At 42.1% G+C, this 20,944-nt stretch carries 23 protein-coding genes; 13 read left to right on the forward strand and 10 right to left on the reverse strand.

What is annotated here, in order from left to right; genetic code table 11:
- Positions 1-21: 21 nt before the first annotated feature.
- From DLD82_RS08615 to DLD82_RS08625, 3 genes are all read right to left on the reverse strand, one after another.
- A complete protein-coding gene (locus DLD82_RS08615) occupies positions 22-366 on the reverse strand; it encodes a PDGLE domain-containing protein (protein ID WP_109940710.1) in 345 nt (114 codons plus the stop codon).
- The gene (gene cbiM / locus DLD82_RS08620) at positions 363-1,004 is read right to left on the reverse strand and encodes a cobalt transporter CbiM (RefSeq protein ID WP_109940711.1); all 642 of its coding nucleotides are present in this window, start codon (positions 1,002-1,004) and stop codon (positions 363-365) included. The genes DLD82_RS08615 and cbiM overlap by 4 nt, the downstream gene beginning before the upstream one ends.
- 110 nt (positions 1,005-1,114) lie before the next feature.
- The gene (locus DLD82_RS08625) at positions 1,115-5,383 is read right to left on the reverse strand and encodes a PAS domain S-box protein (RefSeq protein ID WP_146199739.1); all 4,269 of its coding nucleotides are present in this window, start codon (positions 5,381-5,383) and stop codon (positions 1,115-1,117) included.
- Between the two features lie 116 nt (positions 5,384-5,499).
- Here DLD82_RS08625 and DLD82_RS08630 point away from each other — a divergent pair, with 116 nt between their 5' ends.
- Positions 5,500-6,915 (forward strand): hypothetical protein, encoded by a 1,416-nt coding sequence (locus DLD82_RS08630; RefSeq protein WP_109940713.1) that lies wholly within the window; start codon positions 5,500-5,502, stop codon positions 6,913-6,915.
- Positions 6,915-7,589 (forward strand): tetratricopeptide repeat protein, encoded by a 675-nt coding sequence (locus tag DLD82_RS08635; RefSeq protein ID WP_109940714.1) that lies wholly within the window; start codon positions 6,915-6,917, stop codon positions 7,587-7,589. The genes DLD82_RS08630 and DLD82_RS08635 overlap by 1 nt, the downstream gene beginning before the upstream one ends.
- Positions 7,590-7,593: 4 nt before the next feature.
- On the opposite strand, the gene DLD82_RS08640 is transcribed toward DLD82_RS08635, so the two are convergent.
- The 4 genes from DLD82_RS08640 to DLD82_RS08655 form a co-directional block, all read right to left on the reverse strand.
- Positions 7,594-8,763: a M20 family metallopeptidase gene (locus DLD82_RS08640; protein ID WP_181391340.1), complete on the reverse strand. Its 1,170-nt coding sequence runs from the start codon at positions 8,761-8,763 to the stop codon at positions 7,594-7,596.
- Between the two features lie 14 nt (positions 8,764-8,777).
- Complete coding sequence (locus DLD82_RS08645; RefSeq protein ID WP_245920401.1) at positions 8,778-9,212, reverse strand: hypothetical protein; 435 nt, start codon at positions 9,210-9,212, stop codon at positions 8,778-8,780.
- A 110-nt stretch (positions 9,213-9,322) separates the two neighbouring features.
- Complete coding sequence (gene moaA, locus DLD82_RS08650; RefSeq protein ID WP_109940717.1) at positions 9,323-10,201, reverse strand: GTP 3',8-cyclase MoaA; 879 nt, start codon at positions 10,199-10,201, stop codon at positions 9,323-9,325.
- Positions 10,188-10,811, reverse strand: a complete 624-nt coding sequence (locus tag DLD82_RS08655) for an RlmE family RNA methyltransferase (protein WP_109940752.1) — start codon at positions 10,809-10,811, stop codon at positions 10,188-10,190. The genes moaA and DLD82_RS08655 overlap by 14 nt, the downstream gene beginning before the upstream one ends.
- A 93-nt stretch (positions 10,812-10,904) precedes the next feature.
- On the opposite strand from DLD82_RS08655, the gene DLD82_RS08660 reads away from it, so the two are divergent.
- The 11 genes from DLD82_RS08660 to DLD82_RS08715 all read left to right on the forward strand — a co-directional run bounded on the left by DLD82_RS08660 (position 10,905) and on the right by DLD82_RS08715 (position 18,125).
- Positions 10,905-11,648, forward strand: a complete 744-nt coding sequence (locus DLD82_RS08660) for a DNA polymerase sliding clamp (protein WP_109940718.1) — start codon at positions 10,905-10,907, stop codon at positions 11,646-11,648.
- 4 nt (positions 11,649-11,652) lie between these two features.
- Positions 11,653-12,807, forward strand: coding sequence for a DNA primase regulatory subunit PriL (gene priL / locus DLD82_RS08665; RefSeq protein WP_109940719.1), 1,155 nt, complete (start codon positions 11,653-11,655; stop codon positions 12,805-12,807).
- 180 nt (positions 12,808-12,987) lie between these two features.
- Positions 12,988-13,542 (forward strand): thiamine-phosphate synthase family protein, encoded by a 555-nt coding sequence (locus DLD82_RS08675; protein ID WP_109940721.1) that lies wholly within the window; start codon positions 12,988-12,990, stop codon positions 13,540-13,542.
- Positions 13,543-13,554: 12 nt separating this feature from the next.
- The gene (locus DLD82_RS08680) at positions 13,555-13,749 is read left to right on the forward strand and encodes a 30S ribosomal protein S17e (RefSeq protein WP_109940722.1); all 195 of its coding nucleotides are present in this window, start codon (positions 13,555-13,557) and stop codon (positions 13,747-13,749) included.
- Between the two features lie 5 nt (positions 13,750-13,754).
- Positions 13,755-14,630: a 4-hydroxy-tetrahydrodipicolinate synthase gene (gene dapA / locus DLD82_RS08685; protein WP_109940723.1), complete on the forward strand. Its 876-nt coding sequence runs from the start codon at positions 13,755-13,757 to the stop codon at positions 14,628-14,630.
- Positions 14,623-15,387: a 4-hydroxy-tetrahydrodipicolinate reductase gene (dapB, locus tag DLD82_RS08690; RefSeq protein WP_109940724.1), complete on the forward strand. Its 765-nt coding sequence runs from the start codon at positions 14,623-14,625 to the stop codon at positions 15,385-15,387. Before dapA ends, dapB begins: the two co-directional genes overlap by 8 nt.
- A 50-nt stretch (positions 15,388-15,437) precedes the next feature.
- On the forward strand, positions 15,438-15,611 hold the full coding sequence (locus tag DLD82_RS08695) for an indolepyruvate ferredoxin oxidoreductase subunit alpha (RefSeq protein WP_109940725.1): 174 nt from the start codon (positions 15,438-15,440) through the stop codon (positions 15,609-15,611).
- 42 nt (positions 15,612-15,653) lie between these two features.
- A complete protein-coding gene (gene asd, locus DLD82_RS08700) occupies positions 15,654-16,670 on the forward strand; it encodes an aspartate-semialdehyde dehydrogenase (RefSeq protein WP_109940726.1) in 1,017 nt (338 codons plus the stop codon).
- Positions 16,671-16,674: 4 nt separating this feature from the next.
- Entirely contained in the window at positions 16,675-16,959 is a 285-nt protein-coding gene (albA, locus tag DLD82_RS08705) for a DNA-binding protein Alba (protein ID WP_394339582.1), read from the forward strand.
- Between the two features lie 61 nt (positions 16,960-17,020).
- Positions 17,021-17,458 carry a hypothetical protein gene (locus DLD82_RS08710; RefSeq protein WP_109940727.1) on the forward strand — a complete coding sequence of 146 codons (438 nt, stop codon included), beginning with the start codon at positions 17,021-17,023 and terminating at the stop codon, positions 17,456-17,458.
- 16 nt (positions 17,459-17,474) lie between these two features.
- The gene (locus DLD82_RS08715) at positions 17,475-18,125 is read left to right on the forward strand and encodes a MarC family protein (RefSeq protein WP_109940728.1); all 651 of its coding nucleotides are present in this window, start codon (positions 17,475-17,477) and stop codon (positions 18,123-18,125) included.
- Positions 18,126-18,154: 29 nt separating this feature from the next.
- On the opposite strand, the gene DLD82_RS08720 is transcribed toward DLD82_RS08715, so the two are convergent.
- The 3 genes from DLD82_RS08720 to DLD82_RS08730 form a co-directional block, all read right to left on the reverse strand.
- Positions 18,155-18,385 (reverse strand): HypC/HybG/HupF family hydrogenase formation chaperone, encoded by a 231-nt coding sequence (locus DLD82_RS08720; RefSeq protein WP_109940729.1) that lies wholly within the window; start codon positions 18,383-18,385, stop codon positions 18,155-18,157.
- Between the two features lie 132 nt (positions 18,386-18,517).
- Positions 18,518-19,063: an FHA domain-containing protein gene (locus DLD82_RS08725; RefSeq protein WP_109940730.1), complete on the reverse strand. Its 546-nt coding sequence runs from the start codon at positions 19,061-19,063 to the stop codon at positions 18,518-18,520.
- On the reverse strand, positions 19,033-20,826 hold the full coding sequence (locus tag DLD82_RS08730; RefSeq protein WP_109940731.1) for an AAA family ATPase: 1,794 nt from the start codon (positions 20,824-20,826) through the stop codon (positions 19,033-19,035). Before DLD82_RS08730 ends, DLD82_RS08725 begins: the two co-directional genes overlap by 31 nt.
- Positions 20,827-20,944: the final 118 nt, after the last annotated feature.

Consider the following 20,944-nt stretch of genomic DNA (forward strand, 5'->3'; position numbering starts at 1 on the left):
AAATGATTTGAAAAATCCGGATTATGATCTGGAACCTTTACTAAACCTGATAGCGTATAAAGCTCCCATTACAACCAGCAGGGTGATAATAATTCCAATGATGATTGCAATGATCCCCCCTGTTGAACCCATTTCTTCTCCGAGAGAATAATCAGGCATGGGAGAGGTATATTCATATGAACCGGTTCCAACTGTTTCAGCATCACCGTCTTCCGGTGAAAGTCCGGTGAGATCTTTTTGTCCTGAAACGACGAGAGCTGAACTTTCAAGCCCGTCCGGATCGCCGGATGCCATGAATACCGCAATTATCCCAATAGCAATCGCAATAATAACTCCTACTGCTATTAAGGCATTATTATTCATCATGTAGTAACAACTCCGGTATCTGAATCTATCAGGTCAGGTCGCGCCATTGCAAGGAGGTATATGACCACTGCAGTAACAATTCCTTCAATAACACCAATAATTGCATGATAAAGCCCCATTGCGACAAGTCCCGGGACAAGGGGGAAAGTGCCTGCTATTGCCATTTCTACCGCACATGCAAGGGCAGGAATAAAACATGCAAGCCATGCAGCTACGGCAGCTGAAAGATAGGTGTTTTTAATTATCCTAATAATGGCCTGGAATGAATAATAGCCAACGAAACCACCTATTACACCCATATTTAGGATATTAGCCCCCATCGTTGTAATACCGCCATCTCCAAAAATAAAACCCTGAATAATCAGTACAAGAGTCAGGATGAAAACTGCAGCAAAAGGCGAGCCAAGAACAATTGCTGCAAGTGCACCTCCAACCAGATGACCACTGGTACCCATGGATACTGGCAGATTGAAACTCTGAAGGGCAAATATTCCGGCAGCAAGAACTGCAATCAAGGGGATTTTGTCTTCATTAAGCTCTGAACGTGCCCATTTTATTGCCAAACCAAGGAAAATGATTGCAATAATCCAATATATTGCAGCTTGTGGAAGAGGGATAAAAGCATCTGGTATATGCATAATAACACCAGCCTAAGATTAGTACGAATATTATTAAGATGTTACTATTTTACCGTTTTTGTTTAATAGATGATCAAAAAATTTATGCTTCATATAAAATTTTGTGAACTTCAATTAATATTATCACAGAATCTAAACTTTCCATAAGGAACCACAATTAAGAACTTTGCTCCCACTCCCGGTTTTCCAAATTCATAAATTGAGATTCCAGTCAGGGCAAGAATTTCCCGGATTAAAAATAGACCCAGACCAGTATTATTCCCAAAACCCCTGTCAAATATTTTTTCCTTTTTATCTTCAGTGATACCGGACCCATTATCCTCCCAAACAACGAGAAGACTCTCATCACTTTGTTCCTCACAATGTACAGAAATTTCTGTAACATTTCCCCCATGCCGGATTGCATTATCGTACAGGTTCTCAAAAACCTTCGAGAGTAACGGATCCGCATATATCTCCAGAGAATTCAGATCTGAATGAATTTTTTTCCCAGCACTATTTAATGATGCAATGATTTCCTGCGGGCTCTGCCATGCAGGAGTATGCACCCCGATTTCCTGGTAGTTTCGCGTAAATTCAATATGACTCTGGATAAAACCAATCGCATACGCAATTTTTTCCAGGAGGCGTTCATCTTCATCAGACAATGACGATTCCATGAGAAGAGAGAGGTAACTCCTTACAATGTGGATCTGATTAAGGATATCATGCCTTGTTACATTAGAAAGGAGGTTAAGTTTTCTGTTCGCTGATGCAAGAGCCTCAATAGTGCCCTTTAAGGTATCGGCATACCCGGCCAGTTCAATTTCATTCTGTTTTCTTTCAGTAATATCAGTAAGCACCACAAGGGTAGCTGGTTTACTATCAAAAGTGATTGCAAAAGCCTGAACAACCGTACATATGCGATGCTCCTCATCCTGTTCAAAATACATCTCAAAGGGGGAAAGTTCTTCCTGATTTATCCTTTTTTCAATTTGAGTAGTAAAAGATAATCGGTTTTCCGGATTTATAAAATCGGTTAAACTCTTGCCTATACTGTCACTACTAAAAGACCTGAATGCACGACCCGCACTCTCATTCCGATAGAGAATCTTTCCGTTTGGATCACAAATAAACAGATAATCAGGAAGGTTTGCAATGAGGCTCCGGTTAAAAAGTTCACTCTCCAGTAATCTTTGTTCACTCTCTTTTCTTCTGGAAATATCAGTTATTGCACCAACATTAGTAAGAGGATGACCCTCTTTATCCCATTCGGAAACATTCCCTCTGGCATACACCCATCTCCATCCATACTCAGGATCTCGAATCCGAATCTCAATGGACATCTGTGAAATTTCTTTATCTTTTAACTTCTGAAAGGATAAAAGCGCAATTTCGCGATCATCAGGGTGAATATTCAAAATACAATCAGATATTGGAATTCTCTCCTTCTCCGGAGATAGTCCAAGAATTTCACGGAGATGAGAGGAAAGAGAAACTACCTCTTCATTACACTGGTAAAACCAGAACCCGTCATTGCTTGCATCGAGAATCTGTTCAAGTTTCCTTCTTACAGAGTGAATTTCATGTTCGATCTGATGTCTTTCAGATATATCCTCGATGAGCAGGTAAAAGCCATCATACATTTCTGAATTTGAAAATGATACCGGAGTGACAATAATCCGGATACGAATTGTACCAAAATTGGAGGTATGGTACAGATTTTCTTTCCGGATACGAGAGAAATCATAGGTTAATTCTGCAGAAACAGGTTCGCGGTTCTTGATCTTTTCTTTAATGACATCCGGAATATTTGGATCATCCAGATATCGGTATCTGTTAAGAACTAATGGGGCAGAAAGACCCAATAATCTGATAGCTACCGGATTAATCTCTTTCAGCCGATCATCAGGCCCAAATAAAATAATCCCGAATGGTGACGTGACAAAAATCGCATTTAACTGCTCTTCTGTCAGCCTGGCCTGTTCCAGTGCGGCAACCGTTGATGTTATATCATGAGAAATGCATAATAATGCCTTCTTACCATTCCAAATTCCCGGAGTAATCAGTGTCTCCAATAGAACCTTGTCTTCCCCATCTGTTGAATAGGAATGCTTTATCGAGACGGGATCAATTCCAACCGTATCATATGGAATTGAAGATATTAAAGGAGAAATATCATCAGAGAACACTTTTCCTATGAGGTCATCCCTGAACTTTCCGGTTTTTTTAACGAGATATTCATTTACCGTCAGAATGGTATGATCATTCGCATCAATTACCATTACAGCTGCATTTAAGGTATTTATCAGATTATTCTGGTTTCTTCTTTCTTCAATCAGCTTTTTCTTATCCTCAAGTCTTCTGAGTGAACTTCCTATTTCTCTTCCAATTCCAAGGAGTACTTCCTGATCTTCGAGGGGAATTACCTGGGGTTTACTGCAGGTTAAGTGAATTGAACCAATGAGTACATCATCACACATAACAGGAAGATACGCAAATCCGGTAATTCCCCATCTTTTTGCGAAATCCGGACAAAAGAACGACAACGTATGGATGAAGAGAGGTTTTTTTTCATCATGATCTGAGATATAATCATGGATAGAAAATTCAATAGTCTCGCTGATAAACGATTCAGATAGTCCGGTATTGGCTATCATACGGAAAGCTCCGGATTTCTCAGAACGCAGATAAAATGCACCACCAGTGTACTGCAAAATGGAAGTAAGTGCTGACAAAGTCAAATCGGCAAGTGAAGGAATTGATTCTGCTCTTCCTGATAGCGAGATAATCCGACTCAGCACTTCGATTTTTCTTGCATACCGGCGAATTTCATTTTCCTGATCTTTTAGTCGCGTGATATCCTCAAATGCCCACACGATTCGTTCATCACCATCTTTCAAGGATAATGACCGGTTAAGCACCCTGACAACCCGTTTTCCCGGTAACTCCAATTCATTGCATGAGACATTCGGATTAGTATAAAAATCATAAAATCCGGGATCTGATGAACTGTTGTTGACACATACTGCATCAAAATAATCTTTCAATGTCGGTGTACCATCTTTGAGATGTAACGCTGTAGAAATTTCCGGGCCCCAGAAGGACATAAAAAATTTATTCTGAAAAATTAATGCAAGATTTTTCCCACCGGTTACACAGATACCAAATGGAAGCAGGTTCATGACCTCAAAAAGTAACGATTCAGTCCATTTTAGCTGTTTTTCGGTCTTCCTCTGGAATGTGATATCACGTAAAACACAGTGAATCTGGACTATAATTCCATCTTTATCCCTAACAACACTACCATCTGCCAGCACAATAACCTGTGCACCTTCCCCATCACGCAACACCAGCTCAGTATCGTGTTTTACGTTTACTTTCAGAATTTCCTGAATATAGGTAAGATAATCGCTTTTCGCTGCCGGATCCACAATATCAAAAAAAGGAGTCCCGATAACTACTTCACGTGATAGCTTCATCATTGAGAGCCAGGCACGATTAACTTCAGTAATTCTGCCATCCGGACTAATGGCCATATTACTGACGGGAGAGTGTTCAAATAAAATGCGAAACCTTTCGCGACTTTCTGCAAGTAATAATTCAGCACGAATACGGGGAGTTATATCCCGAAAACTATAGACGACACCGATTACCTTATCATCACATTTCTGGGATCTTACAAAAACTTCCACTACTCTTTCATCATTACAGTCAATGGTAAAGCGACGTCCGAGATAAGAATCTTCAAGCAGAATTTTTTCGGAGTGGAAAAGGGTATTGGGTATTTCTGCAGGAATTCGGGAATAGAACTCTTTAAGCGGAGCATCAAGAATATCAGCAGGTGTAATATTCCAGAGTTTTAAAAAATGTTCATTAAAATCAGCAATTTTTCCGTCTCTGCTCACTACCAGAATGCCTTCTTCAGTGGCCTCAAGAGTAGCCCTAAGCTGAGATAACATCCTTCGGTTTAATTTTTCACTGGCAATTAATGCTTCATCTGCCCGGTTTTTCTCAATTAATACATTAATCTGTTTTTTCAGTATTTGAAACTGAAGATCTGGCTGTTCTCCTTTAACAATATAAAAATCAGCCCCAAGATTGAGTGCCTGTATAACAACATCTTCACATCCTTTTCCGGTAAAAAGAATGAACGGTATTTTATTACCCTGTTCACGGAGAAGCGAGAGAAATTCCAGCCCGTTTGTTCCAGGCATCAGGTAATCAGAAACGATTGCAGAGATCTCCTGTCTTGCAAGTATTTCAAGAGCCGCTCCAACAGAATCTGCTTTTACTATTGAAAATAATTCATCGTCGGAGAAATAATGACTGAATAATCCAAGGATTTCCTCTTCATCATCTACTGCCAGAACAGTAATTCTCTCCGCTGACAAGTTCATTGCTACGAAATCCACGAGGACGCATAAAAACTTATTCAATGTGAACTCATGCACAATAATTTTTTAATGAAAAAATTGTTCCTTCATGTTTTAATAGTGCAAATCATAGTACCTGTATGCGATCTTTTTCAGCAGGACTGCTCCTGCCCTTAACCATCATAATAATCTGCTGTATTCTGCCAGTACATGCGGTACCTCCACTTCCTGCAGAATATTATGGGAATGTTCTGATTGATGGAACACCAGCACCGGTTGGAACAACAATCACAGCATTTCTGCAGAACACCATGCGAGGACAGATAACAACCGAAGTTGTTGGCTTTTATGGAGGGCCGGGTCTTTTTGATCCAAGACTTAAGGTCAATGTCTCCGAAGAAGAACTCCAGACAGGAGATCTGCTTATTACATTTCAAATTGATGGAAGCCCAGCATCAGAATCCATTCTATTTGAACAGGGAACATCCGAACAGTTTGATATTTCAACCGGCTCCGGGTCAGTTCAGGTTACAGGTCCGGGCTTTACTCCGGTCCCGGTACAGACTATTCAGTTTTTAGACAACGAACCAACAGATAATTTTTCCAGTTCTTCACCTGCCTCACAACCAGGAGAGAGTTCCAATCAGATTCAGGATAACTCTGCAGGCAATACTCCCTCCATCAGATACGGACTTGAAACAGAGGAATCATTTGTTTCTGATGATGGAATGGCTTCGGTAAAGTTCAATCAGGATACACTTCTGTTTGCTCCTTCCGGTCAGTTCCTTGATGAGATATTCCTGACATCACGGAGTATTGACACTTTGCCACCGGTTGAACAAAATCCCTCGTTGGTATTCACTGGATATGCTTATGAAATATCTCCGGAGCGAACGTATTTTAATCCGGAAGGAGTTTTGTCATTCCATATTCCCTTTGAAAGAATATCTGACATCATATCTAAAAATCCACAAATATTCGCATATAACCCACAGGTAGCATCCTGGAAAGATCTGAAGACAGGATCTAATCAGTTTACCGGTGAAATTTCCGGTACAATATATGAAGCGGGAGTATACGCTTTGTTTGTTGAGAATGCATCGAGCATTGCAACCCCTGCACCCGGACAAGGAAATCACACGCCATCATTGGCTCCAATTGCTGGACAAGCCCCAGCTCCTGCTTATGTGCAACCACCCCTGGAAAGTATACCGCTGGATTTTTCAAACCCAATGCCTCCGGCACAACCACAGGTCGTTCAAACAATTAATACACAGGTTTCAACTCCAGAGCCGCTTCAGACCTGGGAAATTGTTTCAGATCCAATGATTAATGATAATTACACAGCTCTGGAACAATCATCAGAACAAACACCTGAACCAATGGAAGTGGTACAATCTTCCTCACAAAAGATGCCAGATCTGTTTTCATCGGTTAAAAAGAACCTTACCGGACCAGTGAGTATTGTCATTGCTCTGGTTGTTCTGATGATTCTGATAAACGCCATTGCATACCTGATATATACCCGGTGGTGGCTTATAAGGGAAAATAAATAATGATAAGCAGGAATCAAACGTATACGGCTGCCATGGTCATTCGGGAAATCCAGCGTGGAAGACCTGAAAAAGCCATAAAATATCTTGATAAATTATTTAAAAGTGCCCCGGATAATCCAGTCCTGTGGAATCTGAAAGGTGTTGCTCTGGGAATGATGGGAGAACATGAACAGTCACTGGAATGTTATGAACGTGTTCTTGCTGCTGACCCGGCTCCTGCAGTATATTGGAATAATAAAGGTCTTGCCCTTCAGAATCTGGGGAGATATGCACAAGCTGAAGAGATGTATCAGGAAGCTCTGCATCGTGAACCTGAATCTCTCGAAGCCAGATATAACCTGGGAAATACCTTGCAGTCGCAGGAGCGGTATGAAGAAGCATTAATCCAGTATAATCTGATACTGGATGACTGTCCGGATCATCTCCTAACCCTACTTAACAGAGGTAATGCCCTGGCTTCATTGAAACGATACGATGAAGCAATTGCAGACTATGAAAAAATACTTGAAATAACCACAGAATACCCTGATGCATCATATAATATTGCGCACACCTATGAGGAACAGGGAGAACGTGATAAAGCAATTGAATGGTATAATAAAACACTTGAGATTGATCCGAATTACCATCATGCAATGGAACAACTAAAAGCCCTGAAAAAGGTAAGAAATTAAAAAATTATGGTTCCATGTGTGTCAAGAGATGCACATAAACATCCCTGCAGTCATGAAGCATTCTGACCGGAACAGATTCATTTACCGCATGAAGAAGTGACAGATCTCCAGGACCATAATTCACCACTTCAGCTCCAATCTCCCGGAGATGTCGTGCATCACTTGCTGCCTGTGTCACTCCGGGAAGTGCCTTTTTTCCATGTACTGATTCAATGCCATCACAAACCAGTCTGCAAAGCTTACCTGGACTACTCAGGGTTGGGCCGACCTTATCAATCACATCCACTACACAATTCTGCAGAGACGAATGTACTTTTTGAAGAAGTGTATCAAGGTCACAACCCCAGGGAATCCGCATATCAATGTCCATCTCACAATTCTGGGCGATGATATTGATACGTTCACCCCCGGAAATAATTCCGGGATTGTAACTTACCCTGCTTAGCATTGTTGCAGCCTGATTTTTTGAAATTGACAAAAGGGTTGATAGAGAATCAGTTGTATTCTGAATAACCTCATGAACCAATGGGTTCTCAGGCCAGGTCAGTGAATGGATTTCTTCAAAGAGAGTGAGAGATTTCAGGGCTTCACTAATTGCGGATCTACCCATAACCGGATGAAGAGAGGAATGACCGGGATCACCAGAAAACGTTAAGTGGAGCCTGACCACCCCTTTCTCTCCGATAACCGGAGAAAGGGGAGGAGTAGGTTCAGCTATCAGGCAATATTTGGGATGGAGATGCCCATTCGCAATCAGGTACTCCATTCCAAAATCACCGTTACCTTCTTCATCACAAACAAAAGCAACATCAACAGGTGGTTCATGTCCACCATCTTTTACCTGGGAAAGGGCAGATAAGAGAGCTGCACATCCACCCTTCATATCAGTGGAACCACGACCAAAAACAGATGATTCAGAGATCATACCTGAAAATGGCGGATGAGTCCAGGATGTATCAAGAGCTGGCACAACGTCAACATGCCCACAGAGAAGAAACCGGTTGTTCACTTTTTTTGAGAGCAGATTCCATTTTCGTCCCTTTTTAAGAATTTGCGTATCTATCCCGATTGATGTACATACTTCCTGTAGATAGGAGATCACCTCATCGGTATATCCGGGAGGGTTTTCAGATCTGATTTTTACCAGTTCTGAACAAAGGCGAACAACATCCACTAAACTCACCCTGATTATCGCAGATTCAGGTACTGTTTATACAGGCAGACCATTTCTGAACCATTATAGATGGATGCGAGGTATTTTTTATCAAATATCTCATCCACCATTACTTGCAAAACCGCGCTAGGAGTGGCCTTTTTTTCATTCGGATCAAGAACTATTCTGAACGAGCGGTACTGAGCTTCGTCAGAAGGATCGTAAATCTTTTGAATGAAAAGTGGAAAAATTTCATACTGTTCAGGATGATTTTCCCTGAGCCAGTCCATAAAACCGCTAAAACAGGCATACTTTTCTTCCATTGACTGATCTTTACGGTATTTCAGGTGTTCCCGGGAAAGCATATTTCGTGGGGAATCTGCATTAAATGCAAAAAGTGAAATGGTATAATCAAGGTGCGCCATGGCATCGAAATACCAGAAACTGAGATCTGGATGAAAATCAGACATGTTTTCGAGAATTAATGATTTATCATAAAAGTACTCGAGTACTTTTACGTATTCATTATTTTCCAGCATGATCAGTGATTGGTTTTCCGGGCAAAACCATTTCCGCATTATTACTGATTGTAGGGTTGTCTCTTTTTTGCTGCAATTCTAAAGAGTTCAAGAAGTTCTTCCCCTCGTTTTCCCCGAATATCCACAAGATTATCATCTCGGAGAAGACAGGGTTTTAATTTTCCATCAGATGTTACCCGCAGACGATTACAATAACGACAAAATTCAGAATTATGAAACGGGCGGACAAATTCAATCTCTGCACCATCATAACAGTATTTTTTCCGATGATGCATCCTCCGGGTGATAACCTTTCGCGATTCTGCTGCAATCATATCTTCCAGATCTGAAAGATCAGCATGCAGAGGGCAACCACCAAGATCCATCAGTTCAATGATCTGCAAAATCATCTGACGATCCCCGGAAACCAACCGGATAAAGTCATCCACCTCTCCTTCATTCACTCCCTTTAGAAGGACCATATTGATCTTGATAGGAGTAAGTCCTGCTTCTCTGGCAGCAGCAATTCCCTCAAGGACATCAGATAACACCCCAACACCCGTGATTGAGCGATAGGTTTCTGGATTTAGTGAATCAAGACTGATATTTACCCGCGATAGTCCTGCTTCCCGGAGTTCATTCGCATAGCCTGCAAGCAGGGTTCCGTTTGTAGTCAATGATGATTCAATGCCAGGTGGAACTGCCCGGATTATATCCACAATATCTTCCCGGAGAAGTGGTTCTCCACCCGTGAACTTTACTGATCTAATGCCAAGTTCCTGCGTGATATCAAGAATGGCCCTGATGTCTTCAATAGGTAAAGGGGTGTCAGGTTTTGTTTCACCTTCACGGTGACAATAGACACACCTTAGATTGCATCCCGAGTTTACTGCAATCCGGATATTTGATACCGGTCTGCCATAGTTATCATGCAGATCCATCTGAAAGATTCTCCTCAGGGTCCGGTTCATAACCGATAAAATTTTTCGCGATGATGTACATTTCAGTGCTTCCCTTCCGGGTGGTTTGCGCTTTGTACGTTCTTACCGAGTAAAAATCCTTTTTTACCTGGTTGTACAACCAGCTGAAATCCTCACCCTGGAAGGATTTCATAATGAGGTTTCCACCACGCTTAAGAAGCGTCCGTGCAACCCTGAGCGCCTGCTGGTTAAGGTCTATCGCTCTTGCCTGGTCATATGACCGGGTCCCCGAGAGCTTTGGAGAGGCATCACACACAATGCCATTTACCTCCGGCATGAGCTCTCTGATGCGTGCAATAACAACCGGGTCAGAAAAATCTCCGGTAAGGGTAGTAACTCCCGGTATCGGATTAATAGGGTTGATGTCCACCCCAACCAGTACACCATCTGTCATCTCACGAAGAACCTGGAGCCAGCTGCCCGGAGCGGCTCCCAGGTCCAGAATGTTATCATCCTGACGGATAACCGGATTTTTCCGAAGAATTTCCTGTAATTTTAACGCTGCACGCGAACGATATCCAGACTTTTTTGCCTGACGATATGCTTTATCATTACTCCATTGTGAACCCATAAAAATTATCGACTTGATACCTTCCCTCAGTAATATGGTAACCCGGCACATATATCTGTGTCAAATCACAACCTGAATGCATAGGGAGCGCAGATGCTGAAAGCAACGATCACTGCAGATATATTCAGGGACACGGTTGATGCACTCTCTGCTCTGGTCACCGAATGCAGACTTCATTTTTCTGAAACCGAAGTCTGGGCCAGAGCAGTGGATACTGCGAATGTGGCAATGATTATTTTGTCTCTGAAAAAAGAGGCATTCAGCCAGTATGAAGCCACAACCGGAGAAATTGGATTAGATATCGCCAAACTAAAAAATACCTATTCAATGATGGGCAAGGCAAGTGATATTCGCCTTGAGCATCCGGATGGAGCTAATAAAATTGAGGTAACCTTTGAAGGATATCACTATTCAATCACGCTCCTTGATTCAAACACAATCAAAAAGGATCCGAATGCACCAGGCATTCAACTTCCCGGGCAAGTAACCATTTCCGGATCTGAACTCAATAATGTCATCAAATCAGCAGCCATTGTATCAGACAAGATATGGTTTGCGATAGATCCCGATAATAAAGAATTTGTCCTGTACGCCGAAGGTGACTCAGACAATATTAAGCGATCTTTTTCTGCCGGAGAGGTAATTGCATGTAACTGGCAGCAGGCCAAGTCCCTCTTCTCTATTGATTATCTCAAGGACATGGGTAAAGTGATGAGCCATGCCGAGAAAGTCACGATAGATTTAGGAGCAGACCATCCGATAAAATTCTCATTTGAAATTGCCGGCGGAAACGGGCAGGTGGAATATCTGCTGGCGCCCAGGATTGAGGCCGACTAAATGCATGGTCACACTTGACCTGAAAGATCTGGCTAAATACCCTTTTTTAAAAGAATCCCAGACATATATTGGGGCAATCAGTAGTTCACTGGAACACTACCTTGAATCAACTGGTGGCAGAGTTGCTATCAGGGAAGCTATGCTTATGCTGGAGCATGCGCTTTCTTTCTCTGGAAAAGAAACACCATCCATTCCGGAAATACCACCAGAGAAGGAAGCAGTCATGACCATCATAGCAACGTATCCGGTAAGTCGTATCATGGTCTCCTGCGCCCAGGACCGGATGCTGATTGAAAGGCTGGTCAGGTATCAGGCATGGGTGGTTTTTGCTTTTCTTCAGGATGAAGAACCAGAGATAAAACGATTTATCAGACGATCAATAGGCCTTCCCGAGACCGGCATGGATATTTCTGTAATTGATTATATCCCGGTTGCATCAAGGATGGCTGAAGAACGGTGGAGACTAGTTAACCGGGTTGTTGAAAAAGGAAAGGTCCGGATAAGACCTGAAGAGTATGATGAAATCGTCAGGGAACGGCTCAGATACATAATGAGTAGAAACCTCCCGCTGAAGGTTCCATCAAGGATTTGTGACCAGGTCAAACCTGCCATTGAACGAATAAAAGCGGAATGGCAAAAGAAGGTACTCGAAGAATTCGGGCAGGTTGAAGAGTCAGCATTTCCTCCTTGCATGCAGGCAATACTCGGTGCGCTTACAGGTCATGGGCACCTTACCCACATGGCACGGTTCGCAGTAACAGCCTTTCTGCATAACATAGGTATGGACAATACCCGGATTATTGAATTATACGGGAGTGTTCCAAACTTTGATCTTCGGAAAACATTGTACCAGGTTGAACATATCTCCGGGAGAGGGGGAACTAGTAATGAATACATATCACCTCTCTGCGCAACGATGCGGACTCACGGCATTTGTGTTCATCCGGATAGCATTTGTAGCAGGGTCACCCACCCGCTTTCATATTACAAATTGAAAAAACGGGATTTGAATAAACAAAAATACCAAAAACAAGTAAAAGACCCGGATGAGAGTATGAAAAAAAGGGTGGAGAGTGAGGGAGACCAATCAGACACTAACACTCCGGATTGCATACCCTCCAGCACTGATAACAAATACAAAGATGAGAAGAGCACCTAGATATCCGATTTCACCGGGAAGAACTGCCGGTAGCAGAAGAACAAGAGCAAGAAATATCAAAAGGCTTCCCACTCCGACAATAACATCAAGCATCCATCGTTTCATAATTCAAGTACATTCCGTCGGTACAAAGGTTAATGATTCCGGGATTTTTCCATCTATTTATCCGGGAGGGCGCAGATGAGTGAAGATCCGAAAGAAAAGGCACAAAAAGAACTGATTCATGCAATAAATAATATAAACGATAGAATTAGCCCTCTGCTTATTCCGGATTGTGGTTTGAAAATTGCCTATGCTCTTCCGGGAGCACGCATCCCTTCTCAGGTAATGTGTTGTCTCCTTCCAAAGGATACGAAAAAATGGGCAGTGGATGAATTAAGTGTCAGTTTTAGTAGCGACTGGCAGATTGTAACCATGATACTTACTGCAATGCGCTTTTCTCAGGATATACGGTGCGCTTGTGAAATCTGCTTCTCTGAAAAACTTGTGGATATCTGTGAAGAGATGCTTCTTGAAACATGTATGTGCGATGGTAAAAAAATCCCACCGGGAGTCTCCACCATGGATTGGACTGTAGCTTTTTGTAATGATGAGGAATCAGGCATTCCGGACATTATATGCATTAAAAACAGGGAGAATATCCCATCAGCAGCATATCATTTTGGAGAAAATCCAGTAAGGATTACAACAAATCTTCTTAAGATATCACAGCGCATTATTGATGCAACTCACTGAGAGAGATATACCATGGGAATTAAACCGACTTATATCAAGAAAATCGGGACAGAACTCCTTGAGTTCCATGAAGAGAAGTTTTCGAACGATTTTGACGAGAATAAAAAAGCGGTTGCAGGTGCAACCAATGTCCCCAGCAAGCGGGTTAGAAACAGGGTCGCAGGATTCATCACAAGAAAGATAAATACAGGGAAATTCAAAAAATAATCCTTATGTTTGAGGGTGTTTTCCCCGCACTGATCACTCCTTTTCAAAGAAATTCTGGAAAGAATCTGGACTTGGACGGCCTTCGTTCAAACATAGCGCACCTCGTTGCCGCAGGGGTTCATGGCGTTGTTCCCTGTGGATCAACAGGTGAATCTGCAACTCTTTCTTTTGCCGAGCACGAACAGGTCATTGAAGTCACCATTGATGAAGTCGACGGAAAAGTTCCTATTCTTGCCGGAACAGGATCAAACAACACCTCCGAAGCATTACGATTTACTAAAGCTGCAAAAGATGTTGGCGCGGACGGAGTTCTGGTAATCAGCCCGTATTATAATAAACCCAACCGGTCAGGTCTTATTAAACATTATACTGCACTTGCTGATTGTGATATTCCGGTTGTGGTATATAACGTTCCAGGCAGAACGGGGCAAAACCTGACACCTGACATTATTGCAGAACTTGCTACCCACCCAAATATTGTCGGTGTTAAGGAGGCAAGTGGTGATGTCAACCAGATTTCCACCATCATTGAACTTACGAGGGACGAGGATTTTACCGTAATTTCCGGGGATGACAACCTGACACTTCCAATATTAGCCCTTGGCGGAGGAGGAGTGATATCTGTTGTTGCGAACCTTTTCCCAAAACCACTTATCCAGCTCTATGATGCAGTCAATAAAGGAGATTTTGAAACTGCACGGGATATTCACTTTAATATTTCTCCCCTGTTCCGAGCCATGTTTATCGAGTCAAATCCTATCCCGGTGAAAAAAGCTGCTGAACTTTTAGGTATGGCTGCCGGACCACTCCGCCTGCCATTGGATGAGGCATCAGAACAAACAACAGCAAAACTCAAAGAGGTTTTATCAAAATATGATTAAAGTCGTAATTTGTGGTGCGTTTGGCAGAATGGGTACCACTATCGGTGGCATCGTAACAAAAGAACAGGACATGCAACTGGTTGGAGGAGTTGACATTAAAGAGGGGACATTCTTCGGAGTCCCGGTAGTATCCTCTGATAATCTGGCAGGATTTCTTGCATCAGTAAAACCCGATGTCCTGATTGATTTCACGGTAGCAGCAGCTACAGTAGTAAATGTTCCAATTGCAACAAAAGCCGGATGTGCAATAATTCTGGGGACAACAGGCCTTAATCCGGCTGAACGAAAAGGAATTGATGATGCAATCATCAAAGCACAGGTTCCGGCTGTTATCTCCTCAAACTATTCAATTGGAATGAACATCCTCTGGACCCTTATCAGAGATGCTGCACGAAAACTTGGCGACTATGATGTAGAGCTTACCGAGGCACATCACCGGTACAAAAAGGATGCGCCAAGTGGAACTGCAAAGACTATCCTACAGATCCTTCAGGAAGAAATTGGCCCCAGGGAAGAGATATACGGACGAGAGGGAATGAAGGAGAGAAGTTCTGAAATCGGGGTGCATGTTATCCGGGGCGGGGATATCGTAGGAGACCATGCGGTGATGTTTGCAAGTAACTATGAAACAGTCACGCTTTCTCATCGTGCCTACGATCGTGCAGTTTTTGCAGAAGGTGCAATCAGATCAACCAGGTGGGTTGTGGATAAGAAACCAGGCATCTATGGAATGAAAGATGTTTTAAACCTGGCATAATTTTTCGAAATCTATTTTTATCCTTTCACCAAAAATCTGGGTAGATATCAATGACTGCAATTATTGATAAGAATAAATGTACAGGTTGCGAAACTTGTGTTGATGAGTGTCCTGCCGCTGCAATAACCATGGAAAATGACAAGGCAGTAGTAAACAATGATCTCTGTGTAGATTGTGGCTCCTGTGTGGACGTCTGTCCGGCAGAAGCTATAACCATGGAATAAAATCCTCCTTTTTAATTACTGGTTAAGATATACATACGTGGTATGGTTAGTGTTGGAGTCCTCGGCGCTACCGGAGCTGTAGGCCAGCGTTTTGTCCAGCTCCTTGCTGATCATCCGTATTTTGACCTAACGGTGCTGACCGCATCCGGGCGGAGTGCAGGGAAAAAGTATCGTGATGCAGTAAACTGGCGATTGGATGTTCCATTACCTGAATCAGCAGGCGACATCATTGTTGCAGAAACCAAAACTGAATGTCTGAAAAATGCAGACATCGTATTTTCTGCTCTTCCGGCAGATCTCGCTACAACTATTGAAACTGATTGCGCTAAAGCAGGTATTGGTGTCTGTAGTAATGCAAGTTCACACCGGATGGACCAGGATGTTCCTCTTGTTGTTCCTGAAGTGAATGCAGATCATCTGCGCATGATAGAACTTCAGCGGGATGCAGGAAATGACGGATTCATTGTCACCAATCCGAACTGCTCAACCATCATGCTGACTGTTTCACTCGCACCAATTCGTAATTTTCATTTTACCGATCTCAGGGTTGCGACAATGCAGGCAATATCCGGAGCAGGATTTGAGGGTATTCCAGCCATGTCTATCTTTGATAATGTTGTTCCCTACATCGGAAATGAAGAAGAAAAGATGGAACGGGAGACACTCAAAATCATGGGAACCTTTGACGGGAGTGAAATCGTAAATGCTCCATTCTCAGTCAGCGCCAGTTGTAACAGGGTTCCGGTAATTGACGGACACACGATGGCAGTCTGGCTTGACATCAAGGAACCCGTAGAGAATGTCGCAAAAGCTTTCCAGTCCTGGCGATGCCCAATCGGGGATTTACCAACTCTCCCGGAGAAATCAGTTGATTTCATGGTACAACAGGATCGTCCGCAACCCAGACTTGACCGGATGAAAGGAAAAGGGATGACAGTTTCAGTAGGTAGGTTGAGACCTGGAATCAGGTACATTGCCATGGGCCATAATACCATCAGAGGAGCTGCCGGAGCATCTATCCTTAATGCTGAGTTGATCTGTGACCGTGGTTACATCTGAAATTATGGGCGAAATTCAGGATGATAATACAGTATTTGTAGGGAATAAACCGGTAATGAACTATGTTCTTGCCGTGGTGACTCAGTTTTCCAACGGTGCTCATGAAGTCACCGTAAAAGCAAGAGGTAGAGCTATCTCCCGTGCTGTTGATACTACAGAAATTGCACTGAACCGCTTTTTACAAGGTGTTGAGAAAAAAAATGTCCAGACCTCCACTGAAGTGGTAGATACTGAAAGTGGTAAAACTCATGTTTCATCCATCGAGATAACTCTGGTATCAAGGAAATAATTTCCCCTTTTTTTCAGTCAGGACAAAAGAATTTAAACCGGGCCTGATAAACCCATTAAGAATGAAACTTTGTCTGGCGATACTTTTCGGGTTTCTCCTGATACTTGTGTCCCAGTCATTTGCTGCAGAGACTGAAGAAGAGGGTTACCTTTCGATAAATTCAGTCACGATATCATTAAAGCCTGGTTATGCTGATGTTCATGCAGAGTATTCCCTGGAAGAAGCATTCAGATTATTGGCATTTATGTTTGGTGAGAATGATATCCGGACAAGATTGCTTAATAAGTTAGCGTTTTCCAATGCAACAATTACATCCATGAATTATTCTGCAGCAGACCTGATAGTCTATGATGTTGAGCAGGTATATGGCGACGGATTGTACTGGTTCCCTGCACATACCTTTGGATGTGAAATCCCCGAGGTTATTATTAATACAAACCTTTCAAGCGAGAGGCATGAAAATATCGGTAAACTGGAAAATGGAATTGTGTATTATTAGTCTTTAAAGGATACCAATGACAGAAGATCTGATAAGTTATTCCCTTTTTGCCTTGTCATCTATTCTGATCGTGGTAAATCCCCTTGGAGCGCTCCTAGTCTATAATTCTATCACTGAATTCATGGATTCAGCGGATAAAAGAAAAGTTGCTGCATACGGTTGCCGAATTGCTGGTGCAGTCCTCCTTTTCTTTACTCTTTTTGGATCATCTCTTCTGGCGCTGTTTGGTATCACCATTAGTGCGTTTACCGTTGCCGGAGGGGTTCTCCTCTTTGGAATAGGTATGGAAATGGTGTATGCCCGGACTTCTCGCGCAAAAATGACGGCGACTGAAAAATATGAAAGTATTGATGCAGAGGATATCTCCTCAATGCCACTGGCATTTCCAATGATTTCCGGACCAGGGACTATTACAACAGTCATTGTCCTCTCACAGAATACCTCAGTTTTCAATCAGCCGGTTGAACTGGGAATTATCCTGGGCTCCGTTCTGCTAACGCTTATTATCACGTATTTTGTATTAATTTCATCAGAGCGGATATCAAAAAGGATCAATCAACGTGCTTACCGCGTGATAAACCGTCTGATGGGTATTATGCTTATGGCAATTGCCGTTCAGTTTATCATTAATGGTATCTCACAGGCCTTTCCAATGCTGACATCATAACTCAATATAATAATTACAATAAAAAAAAATTATGCAGTTTCTTCCATTGCTGCATAGCACTGCCTGAACAATTCACGGGTTTCCAGTGCTTCATCACGGTTTACTTTCTGTATCGCAAAACCGACATGGACCAAAACAAAGTCACCAACGCTGACATCAACTAAATCCACCCGTATCTCCTGTTTCAGACTTCCAAAATCAACCAGAGCAATATTATCATCGCGTATTTCAAGAATTTCTGCGGGGATTGCAATGCACATATCTGTTCATCCTCAAATTCCGGATCAAATAATCCGGTTATAACCAGATAGTTGATCTCGAAGTCCTAAATACCTGTGTGACAATGCCTTTGGAGTGAGACCAAAAAAGGAGAACCGTCAATAACCCGGATATTACATAGTCTGGATTGTAAATGTACAATTTGAAGAAAATGAGATAGAATCTCCATCTTTAATTTCATACCATTTATCCGGAGATATTTTTTTCCCGAGTATATAGGTTCCATTAGTAGAATTCTCATCCCTGACTAACCACTTACCATTAAAATATTTAAAAGTGGCATGCTGTCTAGAAACTCCATTCTGTTGCTGAAGAATAGTACGTCCTACTGCATCTCTTCCAACAGTATCACCATGATGAACCGTAATTGATACACCTGGTGACATGGTAAGAGTCAGCGGAGTTACCTCACGGATAGTCCTTCCTTCATCAAAACCTATCTTCGCAAACCGTTTATCCGGGGGTTTTTTTACAATTCCTTTTATTTCAATCTGTCTGATAGTCTTCCGTTCAACAGGTTTTTTTCCTGATATATCAGAAAAACACCTCATACAGATCATTTCAGTAGCAGGGTTGGCCATCCCACATGTATCGCATATTTTTTGGAGCACCATGATAGTAATCCTGGTTATTGCACCCTCGAGAGGGTAACCTCCCATCCTGATTCAGTATCTGAAATTTTAGTTAATATTACTTTTTCGCCTGGGGAAAAAGAACCATCTATGATAATTTTCGAGAGAGGATTGACAAGAATGTTATCTAAACGCTCTCCAATACCAATTCCACCTCTCTTTACATCCTGACAACAAAATAACTCGATCTGTTCTGACACATCAGGACTAAAAGTAATGGTAATATGATATCTTGCAGCAATATTTTCAATAATCCTGTCAATCATTGATTTAAGGATAGAAACTGCCGCTTCGTGATGGATACTTCTTAAAATTATGAGATTACTACGAATCAATTGTGAGAAATCCAGGTTTTTCTGTTCTTCAAAAAACTGCGCTATGATCTCTCCTGCCGCCCGCTCGCGATTCTGATATTCTTTGACCGTTTCTTCACTTTTTTGATTATATAGATTGGTCGGACAACAACCCTGAAGTCGAATGGTACAAATGATCAGGCAACCAGTAAAGGAGACACATTTTCCTTCCTTTGAATGTACCTCACCATCGCGAAGAATAGTAGTTATAAACTGTAAAACGTTCGGGTGTGCAGACTCAATATTTTCAAACAAAATTACCGAATAAGGATTTTTATAAATTTTTGCCAAAAAATTACCATGATCTATTTCCGTGAAGGTATCAAGTCTTAAAAGGGCATTGTCATCCTGGTAATCATTCATGTTAATTGTTACCATGTCATGATCAGAGCCTACCAAAAGGGTTTTTATCGCGACTGCCAGTGTTGTTTTTCCAACTCCTTCATGTCCGGCAAGTAATAAAAAACCTTTAGGCTGATTCAGATTTTGTGAATATTGCACCCTTGAAAGACCAAGATAGGACTGGTTAATAATATCACATACCTTCCGAATTGCAAGTTTCTGACCATAGACCTGATTTGACAGGAATTCCTCTGCCCGGGCAATCGTTTTTTGATCAACGGATCTCCAGAAATTATCAGAAATTCCCGAGGAATACTGAATTACTGCCTCAGCGAGATCTGATACCGGAACAATCTCTCTTCGTACCAGTGAAATCAGGGAAATGATTTCATTGGCCTGCATGTTATGTGTCTGTTTAACAATAAGAGAGAGTGAATTATTCCTGCTCGCCGTATCCATATCTTCGAACTGGGTCACATTTCGGGTTAATGTTTCCAGAAGTGCTCTTCGTGTTTCAGGGTCAGGTTTTGGCACAACTATCTGCCTAATCCGGGAATTATCACGAGTATACCATGATGGCAGTGCAACGCTACATTCATGAATCCAAATGAGGAGATTAAACCGGGGATAGGAACTTCCTGCAAGAAGGCGGGGTTCAGCATTCTGACTGGTGGAAAAGAGATAATAAAAAAATTCATCAGGGCTGTTATAACGGATATCATGCCCAACAATCTGATTCAGAATTATTGCAGAATACGCAGTCCTGTTATGAACGCTTTTCTCTAATATCTCCAATGTCCGTTCAAGTGAGGGAGGTCCGGTCCTTTCAACCGTGAGAACATCACCCAATATTGCATGAATTGTATCCGGATCACCATGGAGATGAGAAAACCCAACAAATGGATCAAGACCCAGGATGACACTATACCCTTCTTTCACGAGTATTGTCCGGATATAGTCCCTTAATCGTAATGTAGTAATATCCCCATCTATTTCAACGGGATATACATCAAAAATATTACCCGTAAAATTAAATTGCGGCGTTACTGAAAGAAACCGGATAAATTCTGAACTCCACCTGGGAAGATTGTACATATAACTCTCCTGGGCTGTAAACCTGGGCCCATTGAAACGGGTACCAGGACTAACATCGGCTTTGAACTATAATGAGATATGTTACCTCCCATGGATTTGTAACTTGTTATTATGCGAC

This window comes from Methanospirillum stamsii (assembly GCF_003173335.1).
GTDB lineage: Archaea > Halobacteriota > Methanomicrobia > Methanomicrobiales > Methanospirillaceae > Methanospirillum > Methanospirillum stamsii.